The organism is Nocardia spumae (assembly GCF_020733635.1).
In the GTDB taxonomy this organism is placed as follows: Bacteria; Actinomycetota; Actinomycetes; order Mycobacteriales; family Mycobacteriaceae; genus Nocardia; species Nocardia spumae.
The window spans coordinates 1,573,420-1,587,544 of the sequence record NZ_JAJFZL010000001.1 but is presented as its reverse complement, the minus strand read 5'-3'; the positions used below and the strand labels follow the sequence as shown (position 1 = coordinate 1,587,544).

Here is a 14,125-nt window from a genome sequence, read left to right as displayed (position 1 = left end):
ATCAGGCGACGATCGTGCGCAGCCGGGAGCCGCTGGGCTCCCGGATCACGTGCAAGCGGCTGGGGATGCGCTGGCGCATCTCGTCGACATGGCTGACCACACCGACCACCCGTCCGCCGGAACGCAATTCGTCCAGCACTCCCATCACGGCGTCGAGGGTGTCGGCGTCGAGGCTGCCGAAGCCCTCGTCGATGAACAGGGTGTCGAGCACCAGGCCGCCCGCTTCCGCGGCGACCACATCGGCGAGCCCCAGCGCCAACGACAGTGAGGCCATGAAGGTCTCGCCGCCGGACAGGGTCTTCGCCGGGCGCACGGCGCCGGTGTAGTCGTCCCGGATATCGAGGCCCAGACCACCCCGGCGCCCCCGCGGACCGGCCGCATCGGAGTGCACGAATTCGTAACGGCCGCCCGACATCCGGCGCAGCCGCGCCGACCCCGCGACCGCGACCTCCTCCAGCCGGGCGGCGAGCACATAGGAGCGCAACGACATGCGCCGGTTGTTCGCACCCCGGCCCGCCACCACTTCGGACAGGCTCTCGAGTTCGGTATGCGCCTGCTGCAGCGGCGCGATCCGGTCGGCCGCCGCCCACAACTGGCTACCCAGCTCCTCGAGCTGGGTCACCCGCCGGGAGCTCTCGGATTGCGCGGCGATCGCGAGATCCAGCAGCCGGCGGGCCTCGGCGACCTCGGCCTCCACCGCGGCGAGATCGACCGGGACGGCAGCGGCGGCCGCCCGCACCTCCGGTTCCGCCAGTACCGCTTCCGCGAGGGCGCGCCGGCGATCGGCGGCTGCCAGCTCGGCCTCCAGCTCCGCCTGCTGTCGCGGGGTCCGGCCCGCTGCCGCGACGACTTTCGCGTAGGCCGCGAGCACGGCGGTATCGGGAGTGCCGTCGACCGGGCCGTCTCCCACCGACACCGGCAGATCGGCCGCGCGGGCGGCCCGCTCGACCCGGCGGGCGAGATCGGTGAACTGCTCCCCGGCCACGGCGGCCTCGGCCCGGGACGTGAGCAGATCGGTGGCATCGGCGACGAGTGCTTCCAGACGCGCGCGGCGCCGCTCGACCGTGTGGTCGGCGCCGGCCGCCACCCGGACCCGTTCGGTGAGTTCGGACAGGCGCCGGTCGGCGGCCAGGATGCGCTCCTGCGCCGCGCTGCACCGGCTCTCCAATTCCCGCAGCTCGGTGTTCAGTTCGGTTTCGGCGGTGCGCAGCCGCGCGACCTCGGCGGTGAGATCGTCGGCGGCAGCGGCGGCCTGCTGCGCGGTTCGCCACCGATCGGTCGCGGCGTTCAGAGTGGCGGCCAATTCCGCGGGATCACCGTCACCACCACGCTCGGCGAGCAGTCCGGCCCGGCGCTCCACCTCGTTCCGGTGACCGAGCGCCCGATCGCGCACGGCTTCGGCGGCCTGCTCGGCCCGCACCGCCTCGTCCTCCTCCGATTTCCCGACCGTCACCTCGGTCGGGCGGGCGGGCGCGGGGTGGTCGGCGGATCCGCACACACCGCACGGCTGCCCCTCGACCAGCGCGCCCGCCAGTTCCGCCGCCATTCCGGCGAGCCTGCGCTCCCGGAGATCGAGGGTGCGCTCGCGCGCGTTCGCATGCGTGGTCCGGGCGCGCTCCAGTTCCTCGGTGGCCGTGGACAGCTCCTTGCGGGTACGCACCAGCTCGACTGCGGCCTCCGCGGCGGCCCGCGCCCGGTCGCAGTCGCGTTCCAGGCCCGGCAGCGCAACCTTCGCATCCGCGGCCTCGCGCAGTGCTGCCTCGGCGGATCGGATGGATTCCGGCAGCTGCTCCCGGCGCTGCGACAGTTGCTTGCGCGCCTCGGTGGCGGCGGTGTAATCGGAACGTAGCCCCGCCAATTCGGCCGTGAGGCGAACGGCCGATTCGGCGTCGGCGCGGACCTCCTCCAACGATCCGATATGTGCCGACCAGCGCTGGACCGCGGTTTCGATGCGTGGGGCCGTGGGGGATCCGACGGTGGGCGCGGCCGGGGCCGGATCCGGCGGCCCGGCCGGACGTACGGACGAGAGGGAGAACAACTCCAGTTCGACCGGTTCGTCGAGCTCCGGGTCGGCGGCCGACAACTGTTCGGCCGCGTCGTCTTCCGGTACCGTGCCGTCGGCCGCCGGGGCAGGTTCGGACGTATCGCCTCGGTGATCGTGCGTCCCGGCATCGCCGAGCGGCACCGAAGTGTCCGGCTCGGACAGGGCCGACAACTCTTCGGCCGTATCGGAGCCGTGCAGTTCGCCCGCCGCCAGATCCGCGGCCGCCCAGGACGTCCCGGGCAGTTCGGCGCTCGCCGGTTCGAGGAGCCGGGCGGCCAGCCGCTCCGCGAGCTCCAGCACGTCTTCGTTGCGGTGCCGCAGCGTGACCGCCGCGGTGCGGGCCTCGCCGAGCGCGGTCGCCACCGGCTCGACGCGACGCGACCGCTCCAGATCGGCTCGCAGGCCCTCGCGATGTGTGGCTGCCGCCGTGTACTCGTCGAGTTGGCGGCGCGCGATCACCCCGCGCTCACGACGTTCCCGTATCCGGCGCTGCTCCTCGGCGGCCGCCTGGCGCTGAGCCGAATCCTGCTGACACCGAGCCAATTCGACCGCCGCGCGCTCGGCCTCGGCGCGCGCCTCGGTGAGCAGGCGTTGCGACCACTCCACCGCCTCGAGCGGCCCCACCGCCTCCGTCGCCCCCAGCCCGGCGGTGATGGCGACCTGAGCGATCAACCGGTCGACGCCCTGGCGATGGTTCTCGAGCTGTGCGGAACTCTCCCGGCGGCGCTGCACCAGCCACTGTTCGGCCGTACCGAACCGCTCGGTGTCGAAGAGGCGCTCGAGCAGCTTCTCCCGATCCTCGTTGTCCGACCGCAGAAATCGCGCGAAATCCCCCTGCGGCAGCAACACCACCTGAAAGAACTGGTCGGCACTCATCCCGAGCAGGCGGCCCACCTCATCGCCGATATCCGGGATTCGGGACAGATGCTGCCCGCGGCCGTCGAGCCATTCCAGCGTGGCCGCGGCCTGTTCCGTGCGCATACCGGTGCCGCGCTTCTTCGGCCGTTCGAACTCCGGCGACCGGATCAGGCGCAGCCGGCGCCCGCCCAGCGTCGCCTCCAGCACCACCCGCGGCGGCGTCTGCGGGTCGGCGTGATCGGAGTGCAGCCGCTTACTCTCCCCGCGAGCCCCCGGAACCCGGCCGTAGAGCGCGAACGCGATGGCATCGAGCACCGTGGTCTTACCCGCACCGGTATGGCCGTGCAGCAGGAACAGACCGTCGGCGCCGAGTTCGTCGAAATCCACGCACGCGGTCTCGGCGAACGGCCCGAACGCGGTGAGCTCCAGCCGATGCAGCCTCATGCGACTACCGCCCGGGTGCCGGTCATGCCGACAACTCCCGATCCCCCGAAACCGCCCGCACCTCGGCGGCGGGCTCACGGCGCGCGGCCGACAATGCCTGTTCGATCAACGCCATCTCCCCCGATGTCGGCTCGGCACACACATCCGTCAGAAAGCTGCGCGCGATCTCGCTGTCGCCGCGACCGTGCACGCGCTCGCGATAGCGTAACCGCGCATCCCCTTCCGGCCGTGCCCATTCCACGTGTACCGCATGCGGAAAACGCTCCCGCAGCCGGCGCAGGGCCTCCACCGGCCGGGCGTGATCGGTCAGTGTCGCCGAGACGTAATCAGCACGCGCATCGTCGTATTCGGCGGCGGTCAGCAATTCGTCCAGCACGCCCGTCAGTTGGGAGAGCCCGCGCACCACCGGCAGCTCGTGGCGCTGCACCGAGGTCAGGCCGTCAGCATCGAGATCGACGATCCACACCGCTTTGCGGTGGGAACGCTCCCCGAACGAATACGGCAGCGGTGAACCCGAATACCGGACGGACTCCGACAGGGTTTGTGGCGAGTGCAGATGTCCGAGAGCCACGTAATCGATTCCCTCGAAGGCACTCAGCGGAACCGTCTCCACACCGCCCACCGCGATCGAACGCTCCGATCCGGTGGCCTCCCCGCCGACGACGAACGCGTGCGCGAGCAGCACCGTCCGCGGCTCGCCACGCCGCCGACGATCCGCACGGATCCGCGCCAGCGCGGCATCCAGGATCTCGGCATGCGAACGCGCCTGCGGCACACCCAGTTCCGCGCGGGTGATCTCCGGTTCCAGATACGGAATGCCGTAACAGGCGACCGGGCCGAACTCGTCCGACAGCATCACCGGATGATCCACCTCGGCGACCGACGTCCGCAGATGCAGCCCGCCCGCCGCCGCGAAACTGCCCAGCGCACCCAGCCGGGTCGGCGAGTCGTGATTACCCGACGTCGCGACGATCACCGCCCCGGCCGTGCGGATCGCCTCGAACCCCCTGTTGCACACCGCTATCGCCTCGGCGCTGGGAATCGAACGGTCGTACACATCCCCCGGAACGACGACTACATCCACACCCTGCTCGGCGACCAACTCCGCCACCGACTCCAGCGCACGCGCCTGATCGGACAACAGGTCCACACCGTGGAAGGTGCGGCCGATATGCCAGTCCGAGGTGTGCAGCATCCGCATGACGCAGAACGGTAAGCGATCCCTCCGACAGAATCCGCTTCCCCCTCCGCCGCGAATCGAATCTCCCCTTTCGGAGGCCGATGAACACGCCGGAGCGAAGCGGAGCGGGAATACTGTCGGTGGCTTACGGCACTATCGGGACCATGACCGCATCGATGCTGTTTGCGTTGTTGTTGGTGTTCTGCGCCGGAGCCGGCCTCGGCTGGCTGGGGCATGCCGCGCGGGCGGGGCAGCGGGCCGCGGCCGCCGAGGCCCAGCTGTCGGCGCTGCGGGACAACGAACAGCTGCTGCGGCAATCTCTCGGCGCCGCCAGCGCGGATGCGGCACGGCACAATTCGCATGCGATCGGCACCCTGGTCGAGCCCTTGCGCGAGGCGCTCGGCAGCTTGAACCAGCACATCCAGCAGGTCGAGCACAATCGGATCAACGCCTACTCCGGTCTGCGCGAGCAGGTCGCCGGTATGCAGCAGATCTCCCAGCAACTCTCGACTCAGACCGGTCAGCTCGTCTCCGCGCTGCGCGCCCCCCAGGTGCGCGGGCGCTGGGGTGAGGTGCAACTCGAGCGTGTGGTCGAACTGGCGGGGATGACCAAACACTGTGATTTCGACACCCAGGTGACCGCCGCCGGCCGCGACGGCATGGTCCGGCCCGATCTGGTGGTGCGGCTGGCCGGGGACCGGAGCCTGGTGGTCGATGCCAAGGTACCGCTGACGGCCTATCTGGACGCCACCGCCGAGACCGATCCGCGACGGCGCACCGAGCAACTCGCCCGCCACGCCAAACATCTACGCGCCCATATCGACCAGCTGGCCGGCAAGGCGTATTGGGAGGCGTTCGACCCCAGTCCGGAGTTCGTGGTGCTGTTCATCCCCGGTGACCCGTTTCTCGACGCCGCTCTGACCGCCGACTCGGGTCTCCTCGAGTACGCCTTCGGCCGCAATGTGATCCTCGCTACGCCGACAACCTTGATCGCATTACTGCGGACGGTCGCATTCGGATGGCGACAGGAGGCCTTGTCTCGAGACATGGCAATCGTTCAGCAACTGGGCCGGGACCTATACACCCGGCTGTCGACGACCGGCGCCCACCTCGACAAGCTCGGCACTCAACTCGGTAAGGCCGTCGACGCTTTCAACCACACAGTGGCGTCGATCGAGTCCCGCGTGATGGTCACGGCGCGTCGCCTGCACGATCTCGATATCGGTGATCGAGCCGTTCCGGCAATTGCTCCCGTTCAGTCGTGGCCGCGCGCGGTAGGCTTCTCGGACACCAACGAGTAACTCCGGCCCCCGCCCGGCCTCGACGCACGTTCCGGCCGCGGCAGATAGTGTGCTTTACGTGGCAGCTACCCAACGCGAGCGATCCGATGTACCCGCCTCGCACCTCTCGATCGTCCCGTCGGTACCCGGTGTGCCCGCCGGCGCCGCGGTTCTGATCGCGGTGGCGTGCACCTTCATCGGATTCTTCATCGACTCCGGAAGCAGCGGTAGAGAGCTGACTCACGTCTTCGCCGCCTTCTACATCATCGGATGTCTGATCGCGGCCTGCGTGGTTCGCTATCGCGGTTTGTTCACCACCATGGTGACTCCGCCGTTACTCCTGTTCATCGCGGTACCGCTCGCCTATCAGCAGCTCACCGGCCACAGCTCCACCTCGGTGAAGGACATTCTGCTGAACCTGGCGATTCCGTTGGTCAACCGGTTCCCCACCATGGCCATCGCGACGGTGCTCACTCTGCTGCTGGGCGCCCTGCGGGTCTGGCTCTATCGCAACGGCGACACCGCCCCGCGCCCGGCTCGCGAACGCGCCCGTGGCAGCGACAGCTGGAATCCGCGCTCGGGCGCCGACCGTGCCCGCCGTAGCCGCAAGCCCGCGGGGGCCGAGGACACACTGCGTCGTAGCTCTCGCGCTCAGAAGCGCGATTCCGAGGCCGCCAGGGCCACCAAGCGCGGTGAGGCCGCCAAACGCGGCGCCGGGGCGGCCAAGCGGTCCGCGGAGCCCGAACCCGCGCGCGCCGGGCGCCGGACGGGCGGCAAGGTGGCCGAGCGCCCACCGCGCGTCTCCGCCGGCGCGTCGTACCCTCGGACCGGTGAACGCACCCGCACCGCGGAACGCACCCGGGTCGCCGAACCGCAGCCCCGTCGCGGACGTCCCCAGCCGCCCAGCGATGTCCCGCCGCATCCGCGGCCGAACGTCCGCTACCGCGACCGCTGATCCGGCCGCATCACGCGACGAATCCACCGCGGCGCGGCCGGCGTAGACATTCCCCGAATTCCCCACGCACAGTGATCGTCTCGCACGGGCGCGGCGTTACCCGTCTCCGTCCCGACCTTTCCGGTGCGGTCGAGGCGGGACGAAAACCCTTCAGCGCGTAGGATTTCGAGTATCGGCCGCAGAGCCGGGAACCCTCAGCCGATACCTCAGCCGATACCTCAGCCGATACCTCAGCGCCGAGCGCTGGTGCGCAACTCGCGCGGGAGGGCGAAGACCAGGGTCTCGTTGGCGGTCGTCACCGGCTGCACCTCGCCGTAGCCGTGCTCGGCGAGCAGATCCAGCACTCCGCGCACCAGAATCTCGGGCACCGAGGCGCCGGAGGTGATGCCCACCGTGGTCACACCCTCGAACCAGGCCGGATCGACCTCGCGGGCGAAATCCACCAGATAGGACGCCTTCGCGCCCGCGTTCAGCGCGACCTCCACCAGACGCCTGGAATTGGAGGAGTTGCGGGAGCCGACCACGATCACCAGATCGCATTCGGGGGCCATCGCCTTCACCGCGACCTGCCGGTTCTGGGTGGCGTAGCAGATATCGTCGCTCGGCGGATCCTGCAGATTCGGGAAACGCTTGCGCAACCGCTGCACGGTCTCCATGGTCTCGTCCACCGACAGGGTGGTCTGCGACAGCCAGATCACCTTGTTCTCGTCGCGGACCCGCACATCGTCGACCGCGTCCGGACCGTCGACCAGCTGGACGTGGTCGGGCGCCTCACCCGCGGTGCCCTCCACCTCCTCGTGGCCCTCGTGGCCGATGAGCAGGATGTCGAAATCGTCGCGGGCGAAGCGCTTGGCCTCCTGATGGACCTTGGTCACCAGCGGGCAGGTCGCATCGATGGTGTGCAGGCTGCGCGCGGCCGCGGCCTCGTGCACCGCGGGCGATACGCCGTGCGCGGAGAACACCAGCACCGCTCCCTCGGGGACCTCGTCGGTCTCGTCGACGAAGACCACGCCGCGGTCGCGCAGCGTCTCCACCACGTGGCGGTTGTGCACGATCTCCTTGCGGACGTAGATCGGCGCACCGTGCTTGTCCAGGGTGCGCTCCACGGTTTCCACCGCCCGGTCCACACCCGCGCAGTAACCACGGGGTTCGGCGAGCAGCACCCGCTTGCCCGCGCCGGCGCCGACCGCATCGGCCGACCGGGCGATTCCGACATTCAGGGGGATAGCCGAGGACATGGTCACAGCTTACGTGCGCACCGCGCGTGGTACAGCCTCGCCCGCACGACAGCGGGTGCCGCGCGATCGCCCAGACGGCGCGACAATGGAACATGTGAACTCTGTTCTTTGCATCACCGGCCGTTTCGGGCAGGCTAGGGACATGTTCCGACCTCCCTACCTGGCCCGGGTCGCCGCTGGGGCCGCCGTCTACGCACTCGAGGAAACTCGCCGGTTACCTACCGTGGCAATGCATTTGCCGATTACCGCGATCAGTCAGCTGCTGCAGACGTCGATGCATCTGCAGCAGTTCGTGACCAGTCTCGCGCTCAAAGGTGACGAGGTATTCGATCGATTGGGCAATCGCCCGGTCGAACAGCCGGAATGGGCCACCTTCGACGAGGATCTCGACGAGGAGCAACCGCTCGGCACCGCCGATTTCGCGGCCCGGCTCAGTCGTTTCGATCTGTTCGCCGACGCCGACGCGGCCACCGACGCCCCGGCGACGGTCACCGCGATCACCGGCGCGTCGCAGACCAACGGGTATGCCGCATCTCACACCGCGGAACCCGAAACCGAGTCGGCACCGGAGGTCGAACCGGCCGCGGAGACCGAGCCCGAGGCGGCCGACGCCCCGGAGCCGGCCCCGGAGCCCGAGCAGCCCGCCGACCGGCGCGGTGCCATCGAACCCGAGGTCGCCTCCCGCTACGACTACGCGAATATGACGCTGGCCCAGTTGCGGGCACGCCTGCGCATGCTCAGCGTCGAGGATCTGGCCGCGCTGCTCGAATACGAGAAGCAGACCTTCGACCGGGCGCCGTTCGTGACCATGCTGACGAACCGGATCGCCACCGTGCAGGCCAAGTGACCGACTCACACGCCGACGCGCCGGCTACCGGGGCCCGAGCCTCCGGAGAGCCGGCGCGAGCCGCCCGCCCCGCCAGTTCGGCCGAGCAGCCGTGGCCGGTGCGCACCATCGCGATGAAGGTGGCGCAGTGGATCGATCGGCTGGGCAGCGTCTGGGTCGAGGGGCAGATCACCCAGATCAATCTGCGCCCGGGCACTCGCACCGCATTCCTGGTGCTGCGGGACACGGCAGCCGATATGTCGCTGTCGATCACCTGCGATCCGCAGTTACTACGCGGATCGGCGGTGCCGCTGCAGGAGGGCAGCCGGGTGGTCGTCCACGGCAAGCTGTCCTATTTCACCGGACGCGGCACGATCTCGTTGCGGGTCACCGAGATTCGCCCGGTCGGAATCGGTGAACTGCTGGCGCGCATCGAACGGTTGAAGGCGCTGCTGGCCGCCGAGGGCCTGTTCGATCCCCGTCTGAAGCGGCCGATTCCGTTCCTGCCCAGAACGATCGGCCTGATCACCGGGCGCGCCAGCGCCGCCGAACACGATGTGGTGACCGTCGCCCAGCAGCGCTGGCCCGCCGTACGTTTCGACATTCGCAATACCGCCGTACAGGGCGCGTCCGCGGTGCCGCAGATCCTCGACGCTCTCGCCGAGTTGGACGACGATCCCGAGGTCGAGGTGATCGTGCTCGCGCGCGGTGGCGGCAGTGTCGAGGACCTGCTGCCGTTCTCCGACGAAACCCTGTGCCGGGCCATCGTTTCCGCGACCACGCCGATCGTGAGCGCGATCGGGCATGAACCGGACAATCCGCTGTCGGACTACGTCGCGGACCTGCGCGCGGCGACCCCGACCGATGCCGCCAAACGCCTCGTCCCGGACGCGGCGGCCGAACTCGCGGGCGTGCACGACCTCCGGGAGCGCTCGGCCGCGGCGCTACGCGGCTGGGTCGAACGCGAGGCACGCCACGTTCGACAGCTGCGGTCACGCCCGGTACTCGCCGATCCGCTGCGCCTGCTGGACCAGCGCCGCGACGAGGTCGAGCGACTGCGCACCGCCGCCCACCGTGCCGTCGGGCACACCCTGACCGCCGAGGCCACCACCGCGCGACATCTGCGCGACAAACTCACCGCCGTCGGCCCGGCCGCGACCCTGGCCCGCGGATACGCCGTCGTCCAACGGGTGACGGGTTCGCAACGGCATGTCGTGCGGACCGTCGCCGATTCGCCACCGGGCACCCAGTTGCGCATCCGGGTGGCCGATGGCGCGGTCAGCGCCGCAGCCCTGGGCAGCCAGGCGCTGACCAACCCGATCCCGGACAAGTCCGCACCCGACCACGAGGAGACGCAGTGACCGACAGCGACCTCGCCGAAATCGAGACCTTCGGCTACGAACGTGCCCGCGACGAGCTGGTCAACGTCGTGAAGATGCTGGAACAGGGCGGTATGGATCTCGACGATTCACTCGCGCTGTGGGAACGCGGCGAGGCGCTCGCCAATCGCTGCGAAGCACATCTGGCCGGCGCCCGGCAGCGGGTCGAGGACGCACTGTCCCGGCGCGAGGCGCACGGGGAGGAATGAGTATGGGAATCCGACGCGTAGTACCCGATCTGCGGGTCGCCGATATGGAGCGCAGCCGTGCGTTCTACCGCGCGCTCGGCTTCGACGAGGTGATGGATCTCGGCTGGGCGGTCACCGTGGCCTCTCCGGACAATCCGACCGCGCAGATCATGCTCGTCGGCGCGAACGCCGATGAGCCGCAGCCGGATATCAGTGTCGAGGTGGCCGATGTCGACGGGGCATACGAGACGATGGTCGCCGCGGGGGCCGAGGTGGTCTACGCGCTGCGCGACGAACCCTGGGGTGTGCGGCGGTTCTTCGTACGCGATCCGGACGGCACGGTGGTCAACGTCGTCAGCCACCGCTGAATCGGTCAGGGCCGCAGCGGTTGCGCCGCGCCGACCGCGTTCGCCAGCGCCGAGTAGGCGCCCTCCCCGGCAGCGCCCTTGATCAGCACCCGGCTGGTGCCGAAGTCCGCGATCCAGGCGGGCTCACTGTCGGAGACGTGGTACACGGTCCACTTCTGCGCACCGACCATCCGCGTTCCCGACGGGCTGCGGGTGCTGACCACATGGTCGGCGAGGGCGCTCTCGGTGGCATTGGACTGACTCAGCTGCAGATAGGTGCCGTTGCCGGTGATGTAGCCGACCGTGCTGACGGTGCCGCCGCTGGGACCGGTGATCGTGTCGCGACTACCGGAGTTGGACTTCCAGTCCGCCGGCACCGCGGGATCGCGGATCGGGAACGAGAGCATCCGGGCGTCGTCGTGCAATGCCGACCGCACATCGAAATTCGGGACTTCGCCGGGTGTGGGCCCGTGCGTGGAGAAGGTGCACTGGCTGGCCACCGCCGCGAGCACCACGCAGATCAGTACCAGCGGGACCAGCGACCAGATCAGATCCCGATAGTCGTTCATGATGCGTGGTTTCTGCGACACATCCCAAGTATCCACGCGGCCTCGGGACCGCTCCGGTGGCCCCCGTGACCACGAGGCCGATATCACAGCGCTCCGACCGGCGAGGACGTCCGCCGCGCCGAGTGGAACAGCAGCACCTGAATGAGCGATCCGACCGTTCTGCGACAATTCACGCAGCAATGGACAACTGAGGAGGCACCGTCATGACGGCACCCACACCCGCAACCAGTCGCCGCCGCGAGGCCCCGGACCGCAACCTCGCACTGGAGTTGGTCCGGGTGACCGAGGCCGGTGCGATGGCCGCGGGCCGCTGGGTCGGGCGCGGCGACAAGGAGGGCGGCGACGGTGCGGCGGTCGACGCGATGCGGCAGTTGGTGGCCACCGTCTCCATGCGCGGCACCGTCGTGATCGGCGAGGGCGAGAAGGACGAAGCCCCGATGCTCTACAACGGCGAGGCCGTGGGCGACGGCACCGGCCCGGAGGTGGATTTCGCGGTCGACCCGATCGATGGCACCACGCTGATGTCCAAGGGTTCCCCCGGCGCCATCTCGGTACTGGCGGTCGCCGAACGCGGCGCCATGTTCGATCCGTCGGCGGTGTTCTACATGGAGAAGATCGCGGTCGGCCCGGAGGCCGCCGACGTCATCGATCTGTCCGCCCCCATCGCGGAGAATCTGCGCCGGGTCGCCAAGGCCAAGAATTCGCTGGTCTCCGATCTGACCGTCTGTGTGCTGGACCGGCCCCGCCACGCCCGCCACATCCAGGAGGTCCGCGAGGCGGGTGCTCGCATCCGCCTGATCTCCGACGGTGACGTGGCCGGTGCGATCGCCTGTGCCCGCCCCGATTCGGGCACCGACATGCTGGTCGGCATCGGCGGCACCCCCGAGGGCATCATCGCCGCGGCCGCGCTGCGCTGTATGGGTGGTGCGCTGCAGGGCAAGTTGGCGCCCACCGACGACGCCGAGAAGCAGAAGGCCCTCGACGCCGGCCACGACCTCGACCGCATCCTCAACACCGAGGATCTGGTCTCCGGCGAGAACGTCTTCTTCTCCGCCACCGGCGTCACCGACGGCGATCTGCTGCGCGGCGTGCGCTACTACAGCGGCGGCGCGTCGACCCAGTCGATCGTGATGCGGTCCAAGTCCGGCACCGTGCGCATCATCGACGCCTACCACCGCCTGACCAAGTTGCACGAGTACGCCTCGGTCGATTTCGTCGGCGACGAGGACGCGATCCCGCCGCTGCCGTAATTCGGCGGCGGCTCGACGCCGAGGTTTTCCGAAGCGGTGCTGGTGGGTGGGTTCGCGGCAGTCTCGCCGGAGCGAAGCGGAGGCCAAAATCACAGCCTCCTGCGTGGCGGCCCAACCACGCCCGCGCCCGTCGTAATGTCGGGTCATGAGCGACGACCAGACGCAGTATCGAATCGAACACGACACCATGGGCGAGGTCCGGGTTCCGGTGAACGCGCTGTGGCGAGCCCAGACCCAGCGCGCGGTGGAGAATTTCCCGATCAGCGGCCGCGGCCTCGAGCGCGCCCAGATCCGGGCCCTGGGCCTGCTCAAGGCCGCCTGTGCGGCGGTGAACCGGGATCTGGGACTGCTCGATCCGGTCAAGGCCGACGCCATCATCGCCGCCGCGGGGGAGATCGCCGAGGGCCGCCACGACGACCAGTTCCCGATCGACGTCTTTCAGACCGGTTCGGGCACGAGCTCGAATATGAACGCCAACGAGGTGATCGCGAGTCTGGCCGCCGCCCGCGGGGTCACCGTGCACCCCAACGACGACGTCAACATGTCCCAGTCGTCCAACGACACCTTCCCCACCGCCACCCATCTGGCCGCCACCGAGGCGGTGGTGCGAGACCTGCTGCCCGCATTGGATCATCTGCGGCTGCGGTTGCTGGACAAGGCCACCGAATGGCGCACGGTGGTCAAGTCCGGCCGCACCCACCTGATGGACGCGGTGCCGGTGACTCTGGGGCAGGAGTTCAGCGGTTACACCCGTCAGGTCGAGGCCGGTACCGAACGGCTGATCGCCGCGCTGCCGCGGCTGGGTGAGCTGCCGATCGGCGGCACCGCGGTCGGCACCGGACTCAACGCGCCGGCCGGATTCGGCGCGAAAGTCGTTGCCGAACTGCGGAAGACGACCGGTCTGGACGAATTGTCCGAGGCGCTCAACCATTTCGAGGCACAGGCCGCTCGCGACGGCCTGGTGGAGATCTCGGGTTCGCTGCGCACCATCGCCATCAGTCTCACCAAGATCGCCAACGATATCCGCTGGATGGGTTCCGGGCCGCTCACCGGACTGGCCGAGATCCAGCTGCCGGATCTGCAGCCCGGTTCCTCGATCATGCCGGGCAAGGTCAATCCGGTACTGCCGGAGGCGGTCACCCAGGTCGCGGCCCAGGTGATCGGTAATGATGCCGCCGTGGCCTGGGGTGGCGGTAACGGCGCATTCGAACTGAATGTCTACATTCCGGTGATGGCGCGCAATGTCCTGGAATCGATTCGCCTGCTGGCCAACGTGTCCCGCCTGTTCGCGGACAAGTGCGTTTCCGGCCTCACCGCCGATACCGAACGCCTGCGCCGGCTGGCGGAATCGTCGCCGTCGATCGTCACACCGCTGAATTCGGCGATCGGTTACGAAGAAGCGGCCGCGGTGGCGAAGCAGGCGCTGCGGGAGAACAAGACCATTCGTGAAACCGTGATCGATCGCGGTTTGATCGGAGCGGACCTGTCGGAGGAGGAGCTGGATCGCCGGCTGGACGTGCTGTCGATGGCCAAGGTCGACGAGCAGGACTGACGGGCCGGATCCGGA

At 69.3% G+C, this 14,125-nt stretch carries 12 protein-coding genes; 8 read left to right on the top strand and 4 right to left on the bottom strand.

The genetic code is table 11. From position 1 onward, the window contains the following. Position 1: 1 nt before the first annotated feature. The gene (locus LKD76_RS06570; protein WP_227980066.1) at positions 2-3,346 is read right to left on the bottom strand and encodes an AAA family ATPase; all 3,345 of its coding nucleotides are present in this window, start codon (positions 3,344-3,346) and stop codon (positions 2-4) included. 22 nt (positions 3,347-3,368) lie between these two features. Next, a complete protein-coding gene (locus tag LKD76_RS06565; RefSeq protein ID WP_227980065.1) occupies positions 3,369-4,547 on the bottom strand; it encodes an exonuclease SbcCD subunit D in 1,179 nt (392 codons plus the stop codon). Between the two features lie 143 nt (positions 4,548-4,690). Here LKD76_RS06565 and LKD76_RS06560 point away from each other — a divergent pair, with 143 nt between their 5' ends. Next, positions 4,691-5,827: a DNA recombination protein RmuC gene (locus LKD76_RS06560; protein WP_227980064.1), complete on the top strand. Its 1,137-nt coding sequence runs from the start codon at positions 4,691-4,693 to the stop codon at positions 5,825-5,827. Positions 5,828-5,885: 58 nt separating this feature from the next. Continuing rightward, on the top strand, positions 5,886-6,761 hold the full coding sequence (locus tag LKD76_RS06555; protein WP_227980063.1) for a DUF6542 domain-containing protein: 876 nt from the start codon (positions 5,886-5,888) through the stop codon (positions 6,759-6,761). 230 nt (positions 6,762-6,991) lie between these two features. Here the strand turns inward: LKD76_RS06555 and LKD76_RS06550 are convergent, their stop codons facing one another. After that, entirely contained in the window at positions 6,992-7,999 is a 1,008-nt protein-coding gene (locus LKD76_RS06550; RefSeq protein WP_227980062.1) for a 4-hydroxy-3-methylbut-2-enyl diphosphate reductase, read from the bottom strand. A 142-nt stretch (positions 8,000-8,141) separates the two neighbouring features. On the opposite strand from LKD76_RS06550, the gene LKD76_RS06545 reads away from it, so the two are divergent. The 4 genes from LKD76_RS06545 (at position 8,142) to LKD76_RS06530 (ending at position 10,760) form a co-directional block, all read left to right on the top strand. Continuing rightward, positions 8,142-8,846, top strand: coding sequence for a lipid droplet-associated protein (locus tag LKD76_RS06545; protein ID WP_227980061.1), 705 nt, complete (start codon positions 8,142-8,144; stop codon positions 8,844-8,846). A 98-nt stretch (positions 8,847-8,944) separates the two neighbouring features. Continuing rightward, positions 8,945-10,186 carry an exodeoxyribonuclease VII large subunit gene (gene xseA / locus LKD76_RS06540; protein WP_227985118.1) on the top strand — a complete coding sequence of 414 codons (1,242 nt, stop codon included), beginning with the start codon at positions 8,945-8,947 and terminating at the stop codon, positions 10,184-10,186. Continuing rightward, entirely contained in the window at positions 10,183-10,413 is a 231-nt protein-coding gene (locus tag LKD76_RS06535) for an exodeoxyribonuclease VII small subunit (protein WP_227980060.1), read from the top strand. The genes xseA and LKD76_RS06535 overlap by 4 nt, the downstream gene beginning before the upstream one ends. Positions 10,414-10,415: 2 nt before the next feature. Then, entirely contained in the window at positions 10,416-10,760 is a 345-nt protein-coding gene (locus tag LKD76_RS06530; protein WP_227980059.1) for a VOC family protein, read from the top strand. A gap of 5 nt (positions 10,761-10,765) precedes the next feature. Here LKD76_RS06530 and LKD76_RS06525 read toward each other — a convergent pair whose 3' ends face one another. Next, on the bottom strand, positions 10,766-11,329 hold the full coding sequence (locus tag LKD76_RS06525) for a DUF4245 domain-containing protein (RefSeq protein ID WP_227980058.1): 564 nt from the start codon (positions 11,327-11,329) through the stop codon (positions 10,766-10,768). Positions 11,330-11,511: 182 nt separating this feature from the next. Here LKD76_RS06525 and glpX point away from each other — a divergent pair, with 182 nt between their 5' ends. Both glpX and LKD76_RS06515 read left to right on the top strand, forming a co-directional pair. After that, positions 11,512-12,558: a class II fructose-bisphosphatase gene (gene glpX, locus LKD76_RS06520; protein WP_227980057.1), complete on the top strand. Its 1,047-nt coding sequence runs from the start codon at positions 11,512-11,514 to the stop codon at positions 12,556-12,558. Positions 12,559-12,703: 145 nt separating this feature from the next. Further along, a complete protein-coding gene (locus tag LKD76_RS06515; RefSeq protein WP_227980056.1) occupies positions 12,704-14,110 on the top strand; it encodes a class II fumarate hydratase in 1,407 nt (468 codons plus the stop codon). The last annotated feature ends 15 nt before the right edge of the window (positions 14,111-14,125 follow it).